A 24,311-nucleotide genomic window follows, 5' to 3' on the forward strand; every position below is an offset into this window, starting at 1 on the left:
ATTTGATGCTCATGCTCCGCTTATTCTTTTAAATCTCCTTCGAGCGCAGCCACATTTTTTTTCTTAATTTTTTCAATTTTTGCATTTAGCTTTAGAACATCTTGATAAAGCCCATTAAACTTTTTGACCTGAGCATTTTCATGAAAAAGAATCATCTGATCTTTCTTTTGCCATTCATAATTTTTTAGAAGCTTAAACATTTGTTCTGCTTTATCTAAAATTTGTAGCTCAATCATAAAAATTGCATGGTCTTGATCTGCTTTTTGCTGAGTTCCCAATTTCATTTCGAGCAGTTGCCTCATTTCTGCATCAACAGATAATTCTTGAACCTTTGCTAAGAAAGTTTTATGAATCTTTTCATATTCACTCTGATACTGATCCGAAGCTGTACGAACATCAGCTAGCATCTTTTCGGTTTCTACAAATTTTTGTTTTTTATCAAGATCTAAACGGTCCACATTTAAAAAAGTGTCCCATTTTGCTGCTTTGAGTTCTCTTAAGTACGCATTCCGTGCATTAATATTTTGAATCCAATAACTTAAAAGAAATTCTGAAATTTGCTTATAGTGTCCTGCCAAACGCTTATCGTGAATATCAAGCTGGACGGGTTTAGACCAGTCTTGTGCTTGTTCGTAAAGCTGATTCATTTTTTCAGTCATGACGACATCAAACATTTGACTACTGTCTTTGGCTTGCTGCTGTTTGATATGTTGATAAGTGAAAAAAATAATGCTTGTGATAACAATCAGACTTGCAATCGCAATCAAAACTCGGCGCATACACACCTCCTATTTCCCTTCTTATAGTTTTGCTCTTTATAGTTATAAAATAGAGCTTATTCTTCTTTATATGCCATTTATTTCACAATACGCAACACTGTATTCGCTATTGAAAGCTTTAAATCCTTATCCATCATCCCTATTATGATGGGTAATTAAAATTTATGAGATTCTCCCATGCGTGTTGATGTCTGGTCTGATGTAGTTTGCCCTTTCTGCTATATCGGCAAAAAACGCCTTGAACATGTAGCTGCTGAAGCTGGTATTGAGCTTGAAATCCACTGGCATAGTTTTGAATTAGATCCTGATGCGCCAGCAAAACATGACACTTCAAATACTGAACGTCTAGCTAAAAAATATGGCCGTACCTATGAAGAGATGGAAGAAATGGAGCGTAATATTGCGGCCATGGCTGCTTCTGAAGGCATTGATTTCCAATGGCAAAAGGCTAACTCAGGCAATAGTTTCAATGCACACCGCATTATTCACCTTGCGCAAAGCAAAGGTTTAGGCAATGAAGCAAAAGAAGCTTTTTTTCATGCTTATATGACTGAGGGCCTCGCAATTGGCGAGCGTGAAGTTGTAGAAGAAATTGCATCTCGTATTGGCCTTGATAATGCCGAAGTTGAGTATGTATTAGATACCAATGAACTATCTGACTTTGTCCGCCATGACGAAAAAATTGCTCGTGAACAGCTCAATGTAACTGGTGTTCCATTTTTTGTATTTGATCAAAGAATTGCTCTTGCTGGCGCTCAACCTCGTGAAGTCTTTTTACAAGTTTTAGAAAAAGCGCAAATCAAGGCAAATACTGAAGAAGTTGAGCAAGATGATGCGGCTGTTTGTACTGATGAATCATGTGATATTCCACAGAAATAAATAAACACATTTAAAAATGTGATCAAATCGTATGTTTTATCATCATTTTAGCAATAGAGCGTTCTAAAAAAAGAACTACCCAATTGCCAAAAATCAGTTTATTATTGCCGCTTAGAATATTCGCGCTGTAATGTTCTGTTTTTTATGTGTTTAATGATCGGAATTTGAAGTTTCCTTGATCTATCATCCTCCAGTAATGGGGGATTTTTTTTGGCTAAAAATAATCGCTAATAGCTTAAACTTTTTCATTTATTTCAAATATGTAAAAAAAGTTAAATTTACTTAACTTTTGTGTCTCCCTCTTGATTTTATTAGAAAAATCAACAAAAGTGGAAACAACAACAAAACATAAAGATAGATATGAAAACATTTCATGTAATGCCGTACCGGCAGCTTTTTGCACTTTTAACGATTGGATTTGGTTCAGTATGCATCGCTCATGCAGAGACCGCCTCTTCTTCTGCAAACCAACAAATAGGAAGTACATCATCTGGAGTACAAACTGAAGTCACCACAGACGAGAACCTCTTAGATCAAATTCCGCGCTGGGTGGATGCAACCCCAACCATTTTTCCAGAGCAGTCTAATGAGCCTATTGTTCCGCCTACCGAGCAAACCGAAGATCAAACTTGGGTTGACCGAAAACAAAAGAAAATTCGTAATTGGGCTGATCGTACTTCTGAAAAAATTGATAATTGGTTTGGTGAAGTTGATCCACAAAAACCGGCAACAGCAACCATTCGGGTCATGATCGATAACTATTGGAATGAATATGATAATTATGAAATCAAGCCCAGAATTCGCGGTAAGATTAAGCTCCCTACATTAGAAAAACGTCTAAGTGTGGTATTTGGTGATGACTCTTTAGATGATGAATTTAATAACAGTCCAGCCAATATTAATCAGAACCCGAATCAAGATCCAAACAAAAAATTAGATGGTAAGCGAACTCGAGATGACAACAGCTCAATTGCTTTACGTTGGTCAAATTTCTCAAAAAAACTACCTTTTGAAACCGATGCAGACTTAGGTATTCGTTCTGGAGACGATATTTATGTTCGTTTAAAAGCATCGAGAGATTGGCAACTCCGTAATGATTTTAAGTTTTATGCTGAACAAATTTATCGTTATGGAATAGACAGCGAAAACTACTTGCGTACCAATCTTGAACTTACACATGCCAGACCAAATCAACCTTTTTTATCCAATCAGTTCAGCCTGACCTATGCCGATGATCAAGACGATGATTTAGCTTGGGAAAACAGAACTTTCCGCGAGCACAGTTTCTTTGCAAATAACCGTTTTAATTATGGGATTTATACAAGTGGTTATTACAACGACAATGACTTACGTTTAAACAGTTGGGGACCGTTTGTTTCATGGCGCCAACCCGTTTTACGTGAATGGTTCTTTGTACAAGGCGATGTAAATTACTTTAATGACCATCGTGAAGATCGCAACCATTTCGTCAGTACCTTCTTGCGCTTAGAAGCACTTTTTTAAGCTAGCCAACGTCACCTTGGAACCTCATCCAAGGTGATGAATAATAAAATACTTTTAAATAAAATTTTAAGATTAGCCTTCTAAAGTACTGTTCTAATTTTATTTTTGATTCCTTCTCTTTAAAAATGAATCAATTTTCTTCTTCTCCATTTCAAAATAAATCGACAGTCTTCATTTGTATTTATAGTTTAGGTGTATTAGCTTTACTTCCACATACTCAATTTTTTTATAACTCTTTAAAACACCAACGGTCACGGCGTTATCCCTATTCTTCTACGAGTTTCGCTAAAGTAAAAAGACAACCACTTTCACGCTCAGCTTGTGAAGTAGAAGCAAACAATACTTTATCTGATGCTGGTTTAATTCAAGAGCTTATGGCTGTGTTCGGAAATGATACTTTATGGAAACGAGCGACTCAGCCTGAACAAACTTATAAAGCCTTTGGTAAGAAAAAGAAGAAGACCTCATCGGCACAGGTTTCGGCTACTAATCCACTGAGTGCAAGCTGGGCCACTATTTCAACTTGGATACCCTTTGAAAATGATCTTGATTTAGGATCAAACTCTGAGAGTGATGTGTATGTCCAGTTTCTGGCAAAAAAGAAATGGAAGTTGAGACATAACATTAGCTTTGATACAGAGCAGATATTTCGCTACGGATCTACTAGCCGAAATTACACTGAAACCACGCTAAACCTAACGCAAAAAATGCAAGATAACACATTATTTTCTAATAAATTTAATGTGAACAAGAGCGAAAATGAAGATTACAACTGGGGCAATTGGACTTTCCAACAATTTGAGTTTGTAAAAGATAATAGTCTGACTTACGGTATTTATAGCGGTGGCGTATATACCAAAAATGATATTCGACTCAATAGTTGGGGCCCCTTCATTTCATGGCGACAACCAATATGGAGAGATTGGATTTTTATGCAAAATGATCTTAATTTTTTTAACCATATTGATGATGATCCGAAACACCAACTCAGCGTTCAAATAAATCTAGAAGCTAATTTTTAATCATAAATTCCCAAATTGTGGATAACTCTTTCTTTATCCACAAAAAAAGCCCCTGACAGTTCAGAGGCTTTTTTATATCAAAAAATTATTTCAACAATAAGCTATTAATACGTTTCACATAAGCTGCTGGGTCTTCTGGTAAACCACCTTCTGCAATCACAGCCTGATCGAAAATCACGTTTGCCAAGTCATCAAACTGCTCTGAGCCTTCAAGTTTTTTCACTAAAGGATGTTCAGGGTTAATTTCTAAAATTGGCTTAATTTCAGGTACGGCTTGCCCCGCTTGTTTAAGCATACGAATAAGTTGTGGAGATAATTCACCTTCACTTGTTACTAAACACGCTGGAGAATCAACTAGTCGTGTAGTTACACGTACTTCTTTAGTTTTAGCCTTTAATGAGTCACTTAGTTTCTCAACAACAGGCTTAAACTGTTCAGCTGCTTGCTCAAGTGCTTTCTTCTCTTCAGCATCTTGCAAATCGCCTAAATCAACTGCACCTTTAGATACATTCTTTAATGGCGTACCGTCAAACTCATGAACAAAGTTCATTGCCCACTCGTCAACACGCTCTGCCATTAATAACACTTCAATGCCTTTTTTCTTAAACAACTCAAGCTGCGGCGAGTTTTTCGCTGCTGCTAGACTGTCAGCAGTCACATAATAGATGGCTTTTTGGCCTTCTTTCATGCGTGTCTTATAGTCAGCAAAAGAAGTCGTTACTTCATCATTTGTTGAAGTCGCATAACGTAATAATTTTAAAATACGTTCACGGTTACCAAAGTCTTCACCCAAGCCTTCTTTAATTACTGAGCCAAACTCACTGTAGAATGTCTTGAATTTTTCTTGGTCTTTTTCATCTTCTGATTTAGCTAAACCATCAAGCAAAGTTAATACACGGCGTGCGTTACCTTCACGAATCGTTTTAACATCACGGCTTTCTTGCAACAACTCACGGCTAACATTAAGCGGTAAGTCAGCACTATCCACTACACCTTGAACAAAGCGTAAATAATTTGGAATTAAATTATCTGCATCATCCATGATGAACACGCGTTTTACATAGAGCTTAATACCGGCTTTTGCTTCACGTGTAAAAATGTCATGTGGCGCTTTACTTGGGATATAAAGTAATTGTGTATATTCCGTACTACCTTCCACACGGTTATGTGCCCATGCAAGCGGCGCTTCAAAGTCATGAGTTAAGTTTTTATAAAACTCAATATATTGCTCTTCAGTAACTTCGCTTTTATTACGTGTCCATAAAGCACTTGCCGAGTTGATCGCTTCCCACTCGTCAGTTTTGACCATTTGGCCGCCTTTAGGTTCTTCACCTTCAGCAACTTCTTCTTCCTGCCAAACTTCTTTTTGCATTTCAATTGGCAAGCTAATGTGGTCAGAATATTTATTAACAATCTGCTTAACTTTATAAGATTCTAAATAATCAAGCGCATCATCACGTAAGTGAAGAATAATGTCGGTACCACGTGAAGCCTTATCAATTTGCTGAACTTCAAACTCACCTGTACCGCCACTAATCCAGCGCACCCCTTCAGATGCCTCTAGACCCGCACGGCGTGATTCAACAGTAATCTTGTCTGCAACAATAAAACCTGAATAAAAACCAACACCAAATTGACCAATCAACTGAGCATCTGCTTTTTGATCACCAGTCAATTTTGACATAAAATCTTTAGTGCCTGACTTCGCAATTGTACCTAAGTTATCAATTGCTTCTTGTTGGCTTAAACCAATACCGTTATCAGAAATTGTTAAGGTTTTATCTTCTTTATTTAAGCTGATTCGTACATGTAAGTCCGGATCATTTTCATAATATTCAGGATGATTAATTCCTTCAAAACGCAACTTATCACATGCATCTGATGCATTAGAGATCAGCTCGCGTAAGAAAATCTCAGGGTTAGAATAGAGAGAATGCGTCACTAAATGTAAAAGCTGAGCAACTTCTGCTTGGAAACTATAATTTTGTGATGCTTGTTCACTCATAAATCACTCCTTAAATTTTGAAGCTGTTTGTTCTCGAATGCTTTATGAATGGAGTATTTCTAGAATTTTTCAATCCTGAATATTAAAAATTTTTACTCTAATTAAAACGGACCGTGGCTTAACACTCTATCTTGCAATATCGTGTCTAACTGTTTTTGGCGTTGTTGATAAGCTTTGCTAATACAACTAACGCTAGCCGCACAAGCATTTCGCTTTTTCAGCCATTGATATTGAGCATCTTTCTGACTATCACGCCCACCCATAGGTAAAGCATGCAGAACGATTTGATAAGTCGTTGCCATTTTTACATCAGCATCATTTAAAGAACGATTTTTACAAATACTTTTTTCCGTTTTCGTTTTTGCAGCATCACACGAAAAACTCGCAGCTTGTGAACTTTGTGTAAAAGCAATACCGCTCAGAAGTGCAAAACAAATCACTAATTTGTTATTCATGTTTTTATTCCCATGTTTGTAATGAATAGAAGTTAGTTTAGAAAAAAACTTGCAGAAAATATGTATAAAACTGTCTGTTTTATGATTTTTTTAGTGCAAATAAAACCCATAAAAAAACCTCACATAAAATATATGTGAGGTGCCTGAGTCTAGGTTTATTATTATATTTTTCTATTTATTATTATGCTTAAAATTTATAGCTATAACCTAAAGTGTAAACAAACGGATTAATATCTAGATCAAATTTAGCACCATTTGTTAAGGTAACTTCTGGGCTTAAATCAGCATAACGTACGTCTACAAATACACCCCAGTTTTTAGCATCAGCAGGTTGGAAATTAAAACCAACTTGTCCTGCCACACCAAAGTCTTCTTTTACTTTGTCAGCAACGCCTTGCTCGTCCCAAGGAATAAATGCTGTAGCACCAATACCAATATATGGAGTGAAACGTGTAGAGTTTTTAAAATGATATTTTGCTGTAATTGTTGGTGGTAACTGTTTAATACGCGCTACATTTTTACCATCTAGCAATACATCATGATTAACCGGTGCTGCTAATAATAATTCTGCCGAAAATGGAGACTGGCCAAAAAAGTATTCTACCGATGGTGTAAATGCATATTCATGATCTGCTTTTACTACACCTAAATCCGTTGTTGTATCTTCAGATGGAGCAATAACACTACCACCAAATTTCACTTGCCAATTACCAGCAAAAGTAAAAGAAGACATCCCCATTAATACAACAACCAAAGCTTTTTTGAACACTTTAATATCTCCAACCTTATTTATATTTATAATAAACATTTATTTTAAAACCATGCAATACTCATTATAAAATTATTTTATTATTTATTTTTAAATACCTGTTTTAAATAAAATTATATATTAACCAACTATTTTAATAGGTTTTAATTCCAACTATATTAATCAAGATTATTTTATATTACCAACCATTTTAATATACTTTTAATTCTGAGTATTTTAATATAATTTATTTAAAATACATGTTTTATTTGAGCAATAAAAAACCTTCTTAATTTAAATCTAAAGATCGTTATTAAGAAGGTTTATATTTTAATATTTTATAAAAAACTATAAAACCATGGCAGCAATCCAGCCAAAAATTAATAGCGGAATATTAAAGTGAATAAAGGTAGGGACTACTGTATCCCAAATATGGTCATGTTGACCATCTACTCCCAAACCAGCTGTTGGCCCTAAAGTTGAATCAGAAGCTGGTGAGCCTGCATCACCTAATGCTGCTGCTGTACCAATAAGTGCAATCGTTGCTAATGGTGAGAAACCAAACTGCACACATAAAGGCACATAAATAACGGCTAATACAGGAACACTTGAGAAAGATGAACCAATACCAATTGTCACAAATAAGCCAATACAAAGCATTAAGAAAGCAGCAAGTGCACGGTTATCTCCGATAATCTCGACTACCCCATTTACTAACTGATTAATATCACCAGTATGGGTCATGACCGAGGCGAAACCGGCAGCAGAAATCATGATGAAACCTACTAAAGCCATCATTCGCATGCCTTGTACAAAAACATCATCTGCATCTTGCCATTTAAAGATTCCAGCAGTAGATAGAACAGCAAAACCGACTAAACCACCCAAAATCATCGAACCTGAATACAGCTGCGCAGCGAGCGTTAAGCCAATTGCGAGCAATGCCATCAAGATCGTTTTCTTTGCAATAACTGGTGCTTGCTCTGCTTCATGCTTTAACTCTTCAGCATCTGCTTTTAAGTCGGCTGTTTCAACTTGAGTAGTTGCGCGAATAGGTTTATCTAAATCAATCGTGGTAACAGGTGTAATCGCACGATCAGCATAAATTCTTGGTTTACGATAGCTAATAAATACAGCAACCAAGGTGCCTAACACCATACCTAAAACAGGAATAGCCATGCCAATTGGCATCATTGCTCGATCAACATGTAAACCGTACGCTGCCCCAATTTTGTTGATATTTCCCATCAGAATCTGTTCAAGGAAAATTGCACCAAATCCAACTGGAAGAAAAATATAAGTACCAACCAAACCTAGCGTAAGTACACAGGCTGCGGCGCGGCGGTCTAATTTTAAATGGTTCATTACCCGTAGTAGTGGCGGAACCAGTACAGGAATAAAGGCAATATGAACTGGAATAAGGTTTTGAGAGAAAATTGCAGAAATTAATAAAATACCTAAAAGTAGATATTTCACTTTAGTCTGACGGCTTTTTCCTGCTTCCATTCCCAATAAACCAATCAGCTTATGAGCAAGTAAATCAGGTAAACCAGATTTTGATAAAGCCAGAGCAAATGCCCCTAACACTGCATAGGCAAGTGCAACTTCAGCACCGTCACCAAGACCAGCGTTGAAAGCTTCAACGGTTTGAGAAAGGCTTAAACCTGCTACGAGGCCGCCCACAATGGCAGAAACCACTAAAGTCAGTACGACAGAAACGCGCGCCAGTGATAATAAGAACATCACTGCAATCGCAATAACGACAGCATTCATGAATAAGTTCAGAGCAAAACAAAAGGCGATATTCTAGCAGATTCATATCTATGAAGCCGAAAATATCGCCGAATTAACAGTTTTATGCAGTCATTCTATTCTTAAGCTTGAGCTTTAATAAACTCACGAATATGAGTTGCTATTTTCTCAGGCTCACTCAGAATTGCCCAGTGATTTGCGTTAAGCTCTACATATTCAAATTTTTCAACCCACTTTGGCATAGCGTCAGTGATATATTCTGGGCTTACAAACGTATCGTATTTTAAAATAACCGCTTTTACTGGGCACTGTGCATAACGTTGACGTGGACCAGTTAAGCGAGGAATAAAATTGGCACGATATAAATTAATGCCATATTTACCATCAGCATTAATATTATTATTTAAAGGTAAATTACTTTTTCTTTCCAGCTGAGTAAGAACTTTACCCCATTTTTCTGGACTAAAAAGAGACCATACAGTTGGTGCTAATAACGGAAGATGGAATGCCCCGATATACCAAGATTTGGTTAAAATTTTTAAGATTTGAGCTGGTGAAGATTTAAATTTATCACGTAAAAATAAAGCAGCATGATCAAGACATGGTCCAGAAATGGTGGTGTATGATAATAAACGACCTTTAAACTTAGGCTCGGTGACCGACTCCCAAGACTGAATCGAGCCCCAATCATGTGCAGCCATATGGAATTGACGATTTGGCAATAACTCATCAACAACTTCTTGGAGATCTAAAGATAAACGCTCTAAACGGTAATCACGTATACGTTTTGGTATAGATGACATACCAGCTCCACGCACATCGTAAGTAACAATATAGAAGTCATTGATCAAATGCTCAATGATTGATTCCCATACTTCCTGATTATCAGGGTAACCATGTACTAAAACCAACGGTGTATTTTTTTCGTCACCCCATGTTTTAGCACAAAGCGTTTGTTGATCACTTGTTGTTACTGTATGAACTTTTGGCTGCATAATCATTTCCTATCTTGTTTTTCAATCGATCATGTCGTTAGTCGGATAGAGCATTGCCATCACTATAAAAAAGATGATACTTATCTAGTATGAATACTGTTGCAATAAAAAAAATTGACTATTATGGCTATTTTAAGAAGACTTCAGAACAATCCTACGATTTCAAAATTTCTATTTAATCACTATCCCCCTTATCGTGGTGCAGGGATTTATATTGAAATCATGAATTTAGAACTTTGCCATGTGCGCGTAAAAATGCCACTGACTTGGAAAAACCAAAATTTAGTCGGTACACATTTTGGTGGAAGTCTTTATTCAATGGTTGACCCATTTTATATGATGATTCTTATGCATCATCTCGGATCAAAATATATTGTTTGGGACAAAGCTGCCGAAATCAATTTTCTTTCCCCAGGACGCAGTACTGTACATGCAGATATTCGAGTTGATTTAGCTGAAATAGAACAAATTCGTGAACTTGCGGAGAACTATGAACCTGTTTTAAGAACCTATCATCTAAATATTTTTGATGAATCTGGGGTACGAATTGCAGAGGTTCAAAAAACACTTTATATCAGACGTAAAAAAGCTAAGCCTTTTCCTCAATAAAAATAAGCGCTTATTAGCGCTTATTTTATAAATCTGCAAACCCTTTATTTTTTCTCTTCAATTGCTGCACCAGCACCACCACCGATTGCACCACCAATAGCAGCACCAGAGTCACCGCCAATCAATGCTTTACCTACTACAGAACCAATACCAGCACCAATTGCGCTCTTGGTAGTTGTTTGTTTACTACCACCTTGGGTATTAGAACCGACGCCAGCACCAACTGCTGCACCTAAACCTGCACCAACACCGCCACCGACATGATTACCTAAGCCACCACCAAGTGCTCCACCTGCTGCCGCTGCACCAATACGCTGGTCAGATGGGCTCATATTTTGACAGCCTGTGAACATAAGTGTAGACAACATTAAAGCAGAAACTAATCCAATTGTTTTTTTCATGACCGTACTCACTACTATCTGTCCTAATGAAAAGAATAATCCTCTTTTATGAGGAATTTGATCAGATTGTGTTATTCGTCTGTCCTAATCGATTGATATTTTGTAAAGCTATTCCTTTTACACTCATTAATAAAAAACTTAATTAAAAAAAAAGAAGTCTTTACTAAGATAAAGACTTCTTTTTTTAAATTTTATTAAGGGAATATTAGTACTTCCCTTTCTTCTCTTCATAAGCCGCGCCTGCACTACCACCAAGTGCTCCTCCAGCCGCTGCACCAGTATCGCCACCAATGATAGCTCCACCTAAAACAGCCCCTAAACCTGCACCAATTGCACTATTACGTACGGTTTTACTGCTAGATCCCTTTGCATTAGCTGCAACACCTGCACCGAGCGCCGCTCCTAAGCCAGCACCAATATTACCACCCACATGTTTTCCTACCGCACCACCTGCACCGCCACCAATCGCTGCCGAACCAATACGTTTACTTTCTGGACTAGCATTTTGGCAACCAACGAATAAAGTTGTTGACATGAGGCCAACACTAACAATCATCATCATTTTTTTCATTAGATATACTCCAGGCTTCGTATGCAGGTAGCCTAATGCGTTTTTGTGAAGTTTTTATCTCGCTTAAGTAATAAATTAATGACTCTTTAAGATCTTTATGTAATGACAACTTTTTATTGTTAAAAATAAAGATAAATAAAAAAGGCACCCTAAGGTGCCTTTTTAATGCCAGTTTAAACTTAGAATTGTTCTGAGTTTAATGCTTGACTGAACGCTTGGTCTACTTCGCTAAAGTCATTATGCAGCTCATGTTCTGCAGCTTCAGCTTCTTGACGACGACGCTCTAAGTGGTACGCAAGACCAGTACCTGCTGGAATCAAGCGACCTACTACAACGTTTTCTTTCAAGCCACGTAAATCATCTTCTTTACCTGTTACAGCCGCTTCAGTTAACACACGAGTTGTTTCCTGGAACGATGCAGCAGAGATGAACGAGTCAGTAGAAAGCGATGCTTTAGTAATACCCATCAATTGACGTTCAAACTTCGCTGGGAACTTGTTCTGAGCCAAGACAGCTTGATTCTCTTGAACAACGCGGATGTAATCCACTTGCTCGCCTTTGATGAAGCTTGTATCACCGCCATCAGTGATATCAACTTTACGCAACATTTGACGTACGATAACTTCAATGTGCTTATCGTTGATTTTTACACCTTGGAGACGGTAAACGTCTTGAACTTCGTTCACGATGTAGTTAGTTAATGCAACTTCACCTTTCAAACGCAAGATATCATGTGGGTTTTGTGGACCATCAGAAATAGTCTCACCACGGTTCACATGCTCGCCTTCGAATACGTTGATTTGACGCCATTTTGGAATCAATTCTTCGTAAATCTCAGAACCATCATCAGGAGTAATTACCAAACGGTTTTTACCCTTAGTCTCTTTACCGAAGCTTACAACACCTGATACTTCAGCAAGAATTGCATGCTCTTTTGGCTTACGCGCTTCGAACAAATCAGCTACACGCGGAAGACCACCGGTAATATCACGAGTACGTGATGTTTCTTGTGGTACACGACCAATAACATCACCCACACCAATCGTTTCGCCATCACGGACAGTTACGATTGTATTTTGTGGCAAGAAGTAGAACTGCTCGCCGCCATCTGTTGTATCCAACACGATTGCAGGACGTAAATCTTTACCAGAAGCAGGACGAGCTGTTACAGGCAAGATTTCAACAGTAGTCATACCAGTTGCATCATCAGTTTTCGATGTTGCAGTTACGCCATCAGCGATTTGGCTGAAGCGCGCTTTACCAGCAACTTCTGTTACCAATGGATGTGTATGCGGATCCCAAGTCGCTACGATACCGCCAGCTTCTACAGCTTCACCATCTTTCAATAAGATGCTTGCACCGTAAGGAAGTTTATAACGCTCGCGCTCACGACCTAAATCATCGGCAATACCAATTTCACCTGAACGCGAAACTGAAACCAAATGGCCTTTTGCATGTTGTACAGTTTTCACGTTATGGAAACGTACAGTACCTTTATTACGTACTTGAACACTGTTTGCAGCAGAAGTTCGGCTCGCAGCACCACCAACGTGGAACGTACGCATCGTTAACTGTGTACCTGGCTCACCGATTGACTGTGCAGCCATTACACCTACTGATTCACCTGGGTTCACCAAGTGACCACGTGCAAGGTCACGACCATAACAACGAGCACATACACCGAATGTTGATTCACATGCGATTACTGAGCGTACTTTAACTTCATCGACACCAGCTTCTTCAAGCTGAGCTGCGATTTTCTCGTCAATTAACGTACCGCGAGGTAATACAACTTCATCATCAGATGCACGACGTACATCTTCAGCAGTTACACGACCTAAAACGCGGTCACGTAATGGCTCGATGACATCACCACCCTGAATGAATGGAGTCATTACTAAACCACCCGCTGTACCACAGTCAGGTTCAGTAATTACCAAGTCTTGCGCTACGTCTACAAGACGACGAGTCAAGTAACCAGAGTTCGCAGTTTTCAATGCTGTATCGGCCAAACCTTTACGCGCACCGTGTGTTGAAATAAAGTACTGAAGTACTGTTAAACCTTCACGGAAGTTCGCTTTAATCGGAGTCTCAATAATCGAGCCATCCGGTTTTGCCATCAAACCACGCATACCAGCAAGCTGACGAATCTGCGCCGCACTACCACGGGCACCCGAGTCAGACATCATATAGATGCTGTTGAATGATTTTTGTTTCTCGTCTTCACCTTGTTTGTTTTTAACAAGTGTATAAGACAAGTTATCCATCATTGCTTTAGCAACTTGGTCGTTTGTACGCGCCCAAATATCGACAACTTTGTTATAACGCTCACCAGCAGTTACGAAACCTTGTTCGAACTGTTGTTCGATTTCACGAACTTCTGTTTCTGCTTTATCAATAATGGTGTGCTTAGTAGGTGGAATGAGCATGTCTTCCATACCTACAGATACACCTGAACGAGTCGCTTGACGGAAGCCCAAGTACATTAATTGGTCAGCAAAGATAACTGTATCTTTCAAACCAAGTTTACGGTAGCAAGAGTTGATCAATTTAGAGATGTTCTTTTTAGTCATCTCAAGGTTGATCATGTCAAAGCTTAAGCCTTGTGGAACAATTTCCCAAAGCAAACAACGACCAGGAGTTGTATCAACAATAATAGTTTCGTGTTCACGTTCACCATTTTCATTGATAACAGTCTGATGTACACGTACTTTAACACGTGCATGGATCGCAACCTGACCAGTAGCAAGTGCACGGTTTACTTCATGAGTATCCGCAAACACCATGCCTTCACCTTTGGCATTTACAGCATCACGGGTGATGTAGTAAAGACCCAAGACAACGTCCTGAGAAGGAACGATGATTGGCTCACCGTTTGCTGGTGACAAGATGTTGTTTGTCGACATCATCAATGCACGAGCTTCTAACTGTGCTTCAAGTGTCAATGGAACGTGTACCGCCATTTGGTCACCATCGAAGTCGGCGTTAAACGCAGCACAAACGAGTGGGTGAAGACGGATTGCCTTACCTTCAATAAGAATAGGTTCAAATGCTTGAAGACCTAAACGGTGAAGTGTTGGAGCACGGTTCAACATGACTGGATGTTGACGAATTACAGAAGCAAGAACGTCCCAAACTTCCGGAGTCTCACGCTCAACCATTTTCTTCGCAGCTTTAATGGTAGTCGCCTGACCCGAAGCTTGTAGTTTCGCGAAAATGAATGGCTTGAATAATTCAAGTGCCATTTTCTTCGGAAGACCACATTGGTGAAGACGTAAAGTAGGACCTACAGTAATTACCGAACGACCAGAATAGTCAACACGCTTACCTAATAAGTTCTGACGGAAACGACCTTGTTTACCTTTGATCATATCTGCCAAAGATTTTAATGGACGTTTGTTAGAACCAGTAATCGCACGACCACGACGACCGTTATCAAGCAATGCATCTACAGACTCTTGTAACATACGTTTTTCGTTACGTACAATGATATCTGGAGCAGCAAGGTCAAGAAGACGCTTCAAACGGTTGTTACGGTTAATGACACGACGATATAAATCGTTCAAGTCAGAAGTCGCAAAACGACCACCTTCAAGTGGAACTAATGGACGTAAATCAGGTGGAAGTACAGGAAGTACATTCATCACCATCCATTCTGGCTTGTTGTTTGAATCTTTGAATGCTTCCATCAATTTCAAGCGTTTAGACGCTTTTTTCAACTTCGTTTCAGAAGTTGTTTGAGGAATTTCTTCACGTAAACGTGCGATTTCAGCTTCAAGATCGATATCTTTCAACAAGTCCTGAACCGCTTCTGCACCCATTTTCGCAGTGAATTCATCACCGTGCTCTTCAAGTGCATTGAAGTATTCTTCGTCTGTTAAAAGTTGATACTTTTCAAACGGAGTCATACCAGGGTCAGTTACAACGTATGATTCGAAATACAATACACGTTCGATATCACGTAGTGTCATATCTAATAACAAACCGATACGGCTCGGTAACGATTTTAAGAACCAGATATGTGCAACTGGAGAAGCAAGTTCAATGTGACCCATACGTTCACGACGAACTTTTGCTGTAGTTACTTCAACGCCACATTTTTCACAAATGACGCCTTTGTATTTCATACGCTTGTATTTACCACACAAGCATTCGTAATCTTTTACTGGACCAAAAATTTTGGCACAGAACAAACCGTCACGTTCTGGTTTAAAAGTACGGTAGTTAATTGTCTCAGGTTTTTTAACTTCACCATGAGACCATGACTTAATCATTTCTGGTGACGCAAGACCAATACGGATACGGTCAAACTCAATTGGTGCATGACCATCTGAGTCCGTTTTCTTACGCATGATATCGAGCAAGTCTTTCAATTTTTTTCTCCGTGTGTCGGGAAGCAATGCTTACCCGACTGGGTCACAAATATTGTTTTTACCTAAAAAATCGTGAGTCTTACGACTTAATCACCATTTTTCAGTTCAATGTTGATACCTAAAGAACGGATCTCTTTGGTCAATACGTTGAACGATTCAGGCATACCCGGATCCATATAATGGTTACCATCTACAATATTCTTATAGATGCGTGTACGACCTTCAACGTCATCCGACTTAACAGTTAACATCTCTTGGAGAGTATATGCTGCGCCGTAAGCTTCAAGTGCCCAGACCTCCATCTCACCGAAACGCTGACCACCGAATTGTGCTTTACCACCAAGCGGTTGCTGTGTAACAAGAGAGTAAGAACCAGTTGAACGCGCATGCATCTTGTCGTCAACCAAATGGTTCAATTTGAGCATATACATGTAACCTACAGTTACAGGACGATCAAACTGTTCACCTGTACGGCCATCATACAATACTGTTTGACCTGTACGTGAAATACCAGCTAACTCAAGTAAGTCTTTAATTTGACTTTCTTCAGCACCATCGAATACAGGAGTAGCCAAAGGTACACCGGCACGCAAGTTGCCTGAAAGTGCTAAGATTTCATCATCAGTTAAGCTATCAAGATCTTCTTGCTCACCACCGACTTTGTTATAAATCTTGTCTAAGAATTCACGCAGTTCTAAAACTGTACGTTGTTCTTTCAACATTTTCTCGATTTTATCACCAAGCCCTTTAGCCGCCATACCTAAGTGAGTCTCAAGAATCTGACCCACGTTCATACGAGATGGTACGCCCAACGGGTTCAATACGATATCTACCGGCACACCGTTAGCATCGTGTGGCATGTCTTCAACAGGTAAGATGTTAGATACAACACCCTTGTTACCGTGACGACCAGCCATCTTATCACCAGGCTGAATACGACGTTTAACAGCTAAGTAAACTTTAACAACTTTCAATACGCCAGTTGTTAATTCATCACCTGTTGCAAGCTTACGTTTCTTCTCAGCGAATTTCTCATCAATTTCTGCGCTCTTTTCTTTTAAGAACACTTGAATTTGAGTTAAACGCTCAGCGATTGCTTCATCTGCGGGTTGAATTTCAAGTAAATCAACAAGCTCTAAACCAGATAACACTTCTTCAACAAGTTTGTCACCACGTTTAGTTGAACCACCGCCATTAGACTCTTGGCCTTTAAGCAAACGAATTACACGCTCACGAGCTGCTTCTTCAAAGATCTTGTATTCTTCTTTCAAGTCTTTACGGTAAGCATCAAGTTGTGCTTTTTCGATCGCCAATGCACGGTCATCTTTCTCTAAGCCATCACGAGTGAAGACTTGAACATCGATAACTGTACCTTTTGTACCTGATGGAACACGTAAAGATGAATCTTTAACGTCAGCTGCTTTCTCACCAAAGATTGCACGAAGCAATTTTTCTTCAGGAGTTAACTGAGTTTCACCTTTAGGCGTTACTTTACCAACTAGGATGTCACCTGCTGTAACTTCAGCACCGATATAAACGATACCTGATTCATCAAGTTTAGAAAGTGCAGCTTCACCAACATTAGGAATATCGGCAGTAATTTCTTCTGCACCTAACTTAGTATCACGCGCTACACAAGATAATTCTTGAATATGAATAGAAGTTAAACGGTCTTCTTGAAGTACACGCTCAGATAATAAGATCGAGTCTTCGTAGTTGTAACCATTCCAAGTCATGAACGCAACGCGCATGTTTTGACCAAGCGCAAGCTCACCCATATCTGTAGACGGGCCGTCTGCCAAGATATCACCGCGAGCAACTTTGTCGCCCAAATTCACGATAATATTTTGGTTGATACAAGTGTTTTGGTTAGAACGCGTATATTTAATGAGGTTGTAGATATCTACACCAGCCTCACCAGCAATCATTTCATCTTCGTTTACACGAATAACGATACGAGAAGCGTCTACGTATTCAATTGCACCACCACGGTTTGCGATCACACACACACCAGAGTCACGTGCAACGTTCGCTTCCATACCTGTACCTACAAGCGGTTTATCCGCACGTAGAGTAGGAACTGCCTGACGTTGCATGTTTGAACCCATAAGCGCACGGTTCGCGTCATCGTGTTCAAGGAATGGAATAAGTGATGCAGCAACAGATACAACCTGCTGAGCAGAAACGTCCATATGCGTCACTTTTTCTGGTGGCATACGTACGAATTCACCTTGATGACGAACAGAAACAAACTCTTCTGTTAAGTTGCCATCTTTATCTACTGCAGAATCGGCCTGTGCAATAACAGTGCCTACTTCTTCAATCGCAGATAGGTATTCAACTGCATCAGTTACTCGACCATCTACCACTTTGCGGTAAGGTGTTTCCAAGAAACCAAAGTCATTTGCTTTTGCATATACAGAAAGCGAGTTGATCAAACCAATGTTTGGACCTTCTGGCGTTTCAATTGGACATACACGACCATAATGAGTTTGATGTACGTCACGTACTTCGAAGCCCGCACGTTCACGTGTTAAACCACCAGGCCCAAGCGCTGATACACGACGCTTATGCGTAATCTCAGATAATGGGTTGTTTTGGTCCATGAACTGAGATAATTGGCTTGAACCAAAGAATTCTTTGATTGCAGCTGCAACTGGTTTAGCGTTAATTAGATCTTGTGGAGACAAGTTATCTGTTTCTGCTTGGCTTAAACGTTCTTTAACTGCACGTTCAACACGAACTAAACCAACACGGAATTGGTTTTCAGTCATTTCACCAACAGAACGTACACGACGGTTACCCAAGTGATCGATATCGTCGACTTCACCTTTACCGTTACGGATTTCAACTAATGTACGTAATACATCAATGATATCTTCGTGCGATAAAATACCTTCTACTTCACGTGACTTCTGGTCAGTGCCAACTTCGTATGGACGACCCAAACGACGGTTGAACTTCATACGACCTACTGGAGATAAGTCATAACGCTCAGAAGAGAAGAATAAGTTGTTGAATAAGTTTTCAGCAGCTTCTTTTGTTGGCGGCTCGCCTGGACGCATTACTTTATAAATTTCAACTAATGCCTCTTCACGGCCAGCTGTTGTATCTGCACGTAATGTGTCAGCAACAAACGAACCGCGGTCAATATCGTTCGTAAACAAGATATTGAACTGTTTAACACCACCTTCTGCTAGTTTCACCATAACTTCATGGCTTAACAAAGTATTAGCAGCAATTACTTCACCATCACGCAAAGTAATATTTTCAGCAGTAATACGCTCATATAAGTATTCATCTGGAACTGAAAGTTTTGTTAAACCAGCAGCTTCCATTTGACGTACGTGACGAGCATTAATACGCTTACCTTGCTCAACAATAACTTTACCGTCATTGTCAGCAATATCAAATTGCGCCATTTCCCCACGTAAACGTTCAGGGACTAGGTCAATCTGATAACTGCCCATATCAAGATACACAGGTACTTTTTCATAGAACAAATTCAAGATTTGTTCATTGTTATAACCTAGTGCACGTAATACAACAGTAGCAAGTAATTTACGACGACGGTCAATACGTACGTAAACTAAGTCTTTCGCATCAAATTCGAAGTCTAACCATGAACCACGGTAAGGAATGATACGTGCTGAATACAACACTTTACCACTTGAGTGGGTTTTACCTTTATCGTGATCAAAGAAAACGCCTGGTGAACGATGTAATTGAGATACGATTACACGCTCAGTACCATTAATGACGAATGTACCGTTTTCAGTCATGAGTGGAATTTCACCCATATAGACTTCTTGTTCTCGTACGTCTTTAATTGATTTAGTTTCGCGATCTTTAATAATCAAACGAATTTTAACGCGCATTGGTGCCGCATAAGTCGAACCACGAAGAATACATTCGCGTACATCGAACTCAGGTTTACCAAGGCTATACTCAACAAATTCTAAAGCAGCATTGCCAGAATAACTTTCGATAGGAAAAACTGAACGAAATGCGGCTTGGAGACCGATATCTTCGCGGTTTTTTGGAGTTTTGCCATCTTGCAAGAATGTTCTGTACGAATCGACCTGAATCGATAGTAAGTACGGTGCATCCATTACTTGGGGCAATTTACCAAAATTCTTACGGATCCGTTTCTTTTCGGTATATGAGTATGCCATCTGGAGTCCTCGGAAAGTAAACTAAGCCCGCCTGCAGAACGGGCTCAGAAGGAATTACGCAGGCCGATATGGCCACCACTGTTTACAAATGCTGCAATTTTTAGTGGTATAAAAACGCTTAACAATATTTTTAAAAAAGAAAAATATTGGTAAACATTTGAAATTTCTTGTTTTATTTTGATTTTCTCAAAAATCAAAATAAACTTACAAAAATCGAGCCGATTATTGTAACGCAAAAAGGCTGATGACCCAAGAGCCATCAGCCATTTTATGGAGCCGATTTAAAAACCGACTCCTTTTACAATTACTTAAGTGTAACTGTAGCACCAGCTTCTTCAAGTTTCTTCTTAAGTTCTTCGCCTTCTTCTTTAGAAACGCCTTCTTTAAGAACTTGAGGAGCACCTTCAACTAGGTCTTTAGCTTCTTTAAGACCAAGGCCAGTTGCTTCACGAACTGCTTTAATTACAGCTACTTTGTTAGCACCGAAAGAAGTCAACTCAACGTTGAATTCAGATTGTTCTTCAGCAGCAGCAGCAGCGCCACCAGCTGGAGCAGCAACAGCAACAGCTGCAGCTGAAACGTTGAATTTCTCTTCGAAAGCAGAAATTAATTCAACAAGTTCAAGAACAGTTTTTTCAGCAACTGCGTTTAAGATTTCTTCGTTAGTTAAAGCCATGAGAATAACTCCAAATGGATATTGAATGGTGTGTAAAATTGATTAAGCAGCTTCTGACTCGTTTTTCTCTTTGAGCGCTGTAATAAGGCGACCCAATTTCGAAATAGGAGCTTGAAGGACAGAGGCAAGCATAGTAAGAGCTTTCTCTTGGTTCGGAAGGTTTGCAATTACGCTAACGTCAGCACCTTGATAAACTTTGCCGTCAAATGCAGCAGCTTTTAACTCAAATGCTTTGTTAGTTTTAGCAAATTCTTCGAACAAACGTGCAGCTGCACCCATGTCATCTTCAGAAGTTGAAAAACCTAGAATTGTTGGACCAACAAGGTTGTCGTTCAAGATATTGAATTGAGTATCTTGAAGTGCGCGTTTAGCCAAAGTGTTACGTACAATACGTGTAGAAACACCTAACTTACGAGCTTCAACACGAAGTGTTGTTAATTGCTCTACGCTTAAGCCTTGGTAGTCAGCAACAACGGCTGCAAACGCCTTAGAAGCAACTTCACTTACTTCCGCAACGATCTGTTTTTTGTCTTCAATAAGAAGAGCCATTGTAAAACCTCCTAAGGTGATTTATGTACCCAATGGGCACACTCCCAATTCGTAAGCCTTTCGACTTACACGCGGAGGAGGAACAAATCACACCACCGCGTCTACGCAGGCTGGTTTATTAAGAAAAGTGCTATTCGAAAATAATATCTTTTCGCCTGAGGTCTTTGACGCTGATAAATTCTCATTTATCAATTCAAAGTCCGCCTGATGAGTAAGGGATAAGGCTTTGGCCTACCCCAACCTAATAGAAAAATATTTCTATTTAGGCTCTGTCCCCAATCAGGACTTTAAAATTCTTTACTAAGTCTAAACTTAGTTAGAAACGTTGTTTACATCAACAGTAAGACCAGGACCCATAGTTGAGCTCAAAGTGATCTTTTTGATGTATACACCTTTAGAAGTTGCAGGTTTTAACTTTTTCAAGTCAGCAACTAAGGTTTCAACGTTTTGACGGATAGCAGCAGCATCAAAGCCTAATTGACCGATGGCAGCATGGATAATACCCGCTTTGTCTACACGGTAACGAGCCTGACCAGATTTAGCGTTTTTAACAGCATTCGCTACATCAGGAGTTACAGTACCAACTTTAGGGTTTGGCATTAAACCACGTGGACCAAGAATTGTACCGAGCTTACCAACAACACGCATAGCGTCAGGAGCTGCGATTACAACATCAAAGTCAAGGTTTCCACCTTGGATGCTTTCAGCAAGGTCATCAAAACCTACAACATCAGCACCAGCTTCTTTAGCAGCTTCTGCTTGAGCGCCTTGAGCAAATACAGCTACACGTACAGTTTTACCAGTACCTGCAGGTAATGTAGTTGCGCCACGAACAACCTGATCAGATTTACGTGGATCTACACCAAGATTTACAGCTACATCCAAAGATTCTTTGAACTTTGCAGCAGGTAGGCTGTTAAGAACTTGTACCGCTTCTTCCAAAGTGTAAACTTTGTTTGCTTCAACAGCAGCAGCAATGGCTTTTTGACGTTTAGTTAACTTTGCCATGTCTTATAGCTCCACTTCCAAGCCCATAGAACGTGCAGAACCAGCGATGGTACGAACACGTGCGTCTAAATCAGCACCAGTTAAATCCGGTTCTTTAGTAGTCGCAATTTCTTCTAACTGAGCACGAGTCAACTTACCAACTTTAGTTTTGTTTGGTACAGATGAACCCTTTTGAATACCAGCAGCTTTCTTAAGAAGAATAGAAGCTGGAGGAGTTTTCATGATGAATGTGAACGACTTGTCGTTGTACACAGTAATCACTACAGGAATTGGAAGACCTGGTTCAACTTTTTGTGTAGCAGCATTGAATTCTTTACAGAATGCCATGATGTTTACACCACGTTGACCTAATGCAGGACCAATTGGTGGAGATGGATTTGCTTTACCAGCTGGAACTTGCAGCTTGATATAGCCGTCAATCTTCTTAGCCATTTTAAAATACCTCTGGGTACAAACGCCGCTAGGCTCCCCAATCTTTACGCAACACTACTGTTACAACAACAATGCCCGATAAAATCGGGCGCTTTTCAACCAATTAAGATTAAATCGTTTTTTCGACTTGGCGAAATTCGAGTTCAACCTGTGTTGGTCGATTAAATACATTAATCGTCAACGTTAAACGTGACTTATCGTATTGAACTTCTTCCACCACACCTTTAAAGTCTGTGAATGGACCGTCAATAACAAGTAATTCTTCACCTGGCTCAAACATCGTTTTAGGACGTGGTGCTTCACCAGTATTACGTACACGCGCAAGAATTGCATCTGCTTCACGCTGAGTGATTGGTGCTGGTTTTTCAGGTGTACCACCAATAAAACCTAGAACCTTTGGACATTCTTTAACAATATGCCAAGTATCATCATTCATTTCCATTTCAACTAACACGTAGCCAGGAAAGAATTTACGCTCAGATTTACGTTTCTTGCCATCCTTCATTTCTACCACTTCTTCGGTAGGAACAAGGACATCACCAAAGCTATCAGCAACAGCGCTACGCTGGATTCGTTCTGTAAGTGAACGCAACACTTGTTTTTCATAGCCAGAGTAGGCATGAATAATGTACCAACGTTTCATAGCTCTTTTACCCGATAATCAACTTAATTAACCAACCCAAACCATAGTCAAAGCACCATAAAACCAGTGATGCAACAACTACAACCAATAGAACCTGCCACGAAGTAGTGACTGTTTCTTGTTTTGTTGGCCAAGTTACTCGACGCAATTCGACTCGTGCATCTTTTAGCAAACGAACGAAGCCTTTACCTTGATGGGTGGCGTATAATAAACCTAAAGCCACAACGATACAAGCAAAAATTGCCCCAACGCGCACCCAAACATTATTTGCAGGCGCCCAATACGCTGGTAGGTGCTGATTCACCATGGTAGCTAAAAGCAACAATGCTATTGCAATCACCCATAGAACAATGTCTAGAGGCGAACCAGAACGAACAACTTCAGCGGAATTATTTCTTTGAGGAATTGGCGCGTCGCTCAATGCGTCACGCGATTTATCATTCGACATTTTTGTACTCGTCGTAGAACTCGCGACTTATTATATGAACAACTAAGCCAGCATCAAGCTTTTTATTTCAAAATATGGCAGGTCAGGAGGGACTCGAACCCCCAACATTCGGTTTTGGAGACCGACGCTCTACCAATTGAACTACTGACCTATAAAGCAGATTGAGAGCCAAAGCCCTCAACCTGAGACGTAATCCGTCACTATAATATGCTTATGCAGTTACTTTCGCAACAACACCAGCACCTACAGTACGACCACCTTCACGGATCGCAAAACGTAGACCTGGGT

General features: G+C 39.6%; 20 protein-coding genes, 1 tRNA gene and 1 pseudogene. 4 read left to right on the forward strand and 18 right to left on the reverse strand.

The features are described from left to right. Window positions 1–20 precede the first annotated feature (20 nt). Window positions 21–779, reverse strand: a complete 759-nt coding sequence (locus tag KTI79_RS17205) for a hypothetical protein (protein WP_032054258.1) — start codon at window positions 777–779, stop codon at window positions 21–23. A gap of 177 nt (window positions 780–956) precedes the next feature. Here KTI79_RS17205 and KTI79_RS17210 point away from each other — a divergent pair, with 177 nt between their 5' ends. The 3 genes from KTI79_RS17210 to KTI79_RS17220 all read left to right on the forward strand — a co-directional run bounded on the left by KTI79_RS17210 (window position 957) and on the right by KTI79_RS17220 (window position 4,183). After that, window positions 957–1,658 carry a DsbA family oxidoreductase gene (locus KTI79_RS17210; protein ID WP_032054257.1) on the forward strand — a complete coding sequence of 234 codons (702 nt, stop codon included), beginning with the start codon at window positions 957–959 and terminating at the stop codon, window positions 1,656–1,658. Window positions 1,659–2,018: 360 nt separating this feature from the next. Beyond that, a complete protein-coding gene (locus KTI79_RS17215) occupies window positions 2,019–3,161 on the forward strand; it encodes a hypothetical protein (RefSeq protein WP_032054256.1) in 1,143 nt (380 codons plus the stop codon). Window positions 3,162–3,286: 125 nt separating this feature from the next. Then, window positions 3,287–4,183, forward strand: a complete 897-nt coding sequence (locus KTI79_RS17220; protein WP_032054255.1) for a hypothetical protein — start codon at window positions 3,287–3,289, stop codon at window positions 4,181–4,183. A gap of 85 nt (window positions 4,184–4,268) precedes the next feature. Here the strand turns inward: KTI79_RS17220 and htpG are convergent, their stop codons facing one another. The 5 genes from htpG to KTI79_RS17245 all read right to left on the reverse strand — a co-directional run bounded on the left by htpG (window position 4,269) and on the right by KTI79_RS17245 (window position 10,144). Continuing rightward, entirely contained in the window at window positions 4,269–6,188 is a 1,920-nt protein-coding gene (gene htpG, locus KTI79_RS17225) for a molecular chaperone HtpG (protein WP_032054254.1), read from the reverse strand. 101 nt (window positions 6,189–6,289) lie between these two features. After that, window positions 6,290–6,643 carry a lysozyme inhibitor LprI family protein gene (locus KTI79_RS17230; protein ID WP_032054253.1) on the reverse strand — a complete coding sequence of 118 codons (354 nt, stop codon included), beginning with the start codon at window positions 6,641–6,643 and terminating at the stop codon, window positions 6,290–6,292. A gap of 187 nt (window positions 6,644–6,830) precedes the next feature. Beyond that, window positions 6,831–7,412 carry an OmpW/AlkL family protein gene (locus KTI79_RS17235; protein ID WP_032054252.1) on the reverse strand — a complete coding sequence of 194 codons (582 nt, stop codon included), beginning with the start codon at window positions 7,410–7,412 and terminating at the stop codon, window positions 6,831–6,833. 327 nt (window positions 7,413–7,739) lie between these two features. Then, complete coding sequence (locus KTI79_RS17240; RefSeq protein WP_002114813.1) at window positions 7,740–9,164, reverse strand: Na+/H+ antiporter family protein; 1,425 nt, start codon at window positions 9,162–9,164, stop codon at window positions 7,740–7,742. Between the two features lie 101 nt (window positions 9,165–9,265). Then, a complete protein-coding gene (locus tag KTI79_RS17245; protein WP_081039229.1) occupies window positions 9,266–10,144 on the reverse strand; it encodes an alpha/beta fold hydrolase in 879 nt (292 codons plus the stop codon). Between the two features lie 117 nt (window positions 10,145–10,261). Here KTI79_RS17245 and KTI79_RS17250 point away from each other — a divergent pair, with 117 nt between their 5' ends. Then, a complete protein-coding gene (locus tag KTI79_RS17250; protein ID WP_005079397.1) occupies window positions 10,262–10,747 on the forward strand; it encodes a DUF4442 domain-containing protein in 486 nt (161 codons plus the stop codon). A 44-nt stretch (window positions 10,748–10,791) separates the two neighbouring features. On the opposite strand, the gene KTI79_RS17255 is transcribed toward KTI79_RS17250, so the two are convergent. The 12 genes and pseudogenes from KTI79_RS17255 to KTI79_RS17310 form a co-directional block, all read right to left on the reverse strand. Then, window positions 10,792–11,148, reverse strand: a complete 357-nt coding sequence (locus KTI79_RS17255) for a hypothetical protein (protein ID WP_032054250.1) — start codon at window positions 11,146–11,148, stop codon at window positions 10,792–10,794. Window positions 11,149–11,353: 205 nt separating this feature from the next. Continuing rightward, on the reverse strand, window positions 11,354–11,719 hold the full coding sequence (locus KTI79_RS17260; RefSeq protein WP_016142414.1) for a hypothetical protein: 366 nt from the start codon (window positions 11,717–11,719) through the stop codon (window positions 11,354–11,356). Between the two features lie 179 nt (window positions 11,720–11,898). Continuing rightward, window positions 11,899–16,092, reverse strand: a complete 4,194-nt coding sequence (rpoC, locus tag KTI79_RS17265; RefSeq protein WP_025470394.1) for a DNA-directed RNA polymerase subunit beta' — start codon at window positions 16,090–16,092, stop codon at window positions 11,899–11,901. An 86-nt stretch (window positions 16,093–16,178) separates the two neighbouring features. Next, window positions 16,179–20,267 carry a DNA-directed RNA polymerase subunit beta gene (gene rpoB, locus KTI79_RS17270; RefSeq protein WP_016142416.1) on the reverse strand — a complete coding sequence of 1,363 codons (4,089 nt, stop codon included), beginning with the start codon at window positions 20,265–20,267 and terminating at the stop codon, window positions 16,179–16,181. 304 nt (window positions 20,268–20,571) lie between these two features. Then, entirely contained in the window at window positions 20,572–20,943 is a 372-nt protein-coding gene (gene rplL / locus KTI79_RS17275) for a 50S ribosomal protein L7/L12 (protein WP_001229360.1), read from the reverse strand. 42 nt (window positions 20,944–20,985) lie between these two features. Further along, window positions 20,986–21,492, reverse strand: a complete 507-nt coding sequence (gene rplJ / locus KTI79_RS17280) for a 50S ribosomal protein L10 (RefSeq protein ID WP_016142417.1) — start codon at window positions 21,490–21,492, stop codon at window positions 20,986–20,988. Between the two features lie 312 nt (window positions 21,493–21,804). After that, complete coding sequence (gene rplA, locus KTI79_RS17285) at window positions 21,805–22,500, reverse strand: 50S ribosomal protein L1 (RefSeq protein ID WP_005065788.1); 696 nt, start codon at window positions 22,498–22,500, stop codon at window positions 21,805–21,807. 3 nt (window positions 22,501–22,503) lie between these two features. Continuing rightward, window positions 22,504–22,932, reverse strand: a complete 429-nt coding sequence (gene rplK, locus KTI79_RS17290) for a 50S ribosomal protein L11 (RefSeq protein WP_001074682.1) — start codon at window positions 22,930–22,932, stop codon at window positions 22,504–22,506. Between the two features lie 109 nt (window positions 22,933–23,041). Continuing rightward, window positions 23,042–23,575, reverse strand: coding sequence for a transcription termination/antitermination protein NusG (gene nusG / locus KTI79_RS17295; protein ID WP_016142418.1), 534 nt, complete (start codon window positions 23,573–23,575; stop codon window positions 23,042–23,044). Window positions 23,576–23,582: 7 nt separating this feature from the next. After that, the gene (secE, locus tag KTI79_RS17300; protein ID WP_002114837.1) at window positions 23,583–24,023 is read right to left on the reverse strand and encodes a preprotein translocase subunit SecE; all 441 of its coding nucleotides are present in this window, start codon (window positions 24,021–24,023) and stop codon (window positions 23,583–23,585) included. A 75-nt stretch (window positions 24,024–24,098) separates the two neighbouring features. Beyond that, window positions 24,099–24,174 (reverse strand) — tRNA-Trp (locus tag KTI79_RS17305). A 60-nt stretch (window positions 24,175–24,234) separates the two neighbouring features. Beyond that, window positions 24,235–24,311: pseudogene (locus tag KTI79_RS17310) on the reverse strand (elongation factor Tu); the annotation flags it as partial.

The organism is Acinetobacter sp. WU_MDCI_Abxd143, from assembly GCF_025514195.1.
Taxonomy (GTDB): Bacteria; Pseudomonadota; Gammaproteobacteria; order Pseudomonadales; family Moraxellaceae; genus Acinetobacter; species Acinetobacter pittii_H.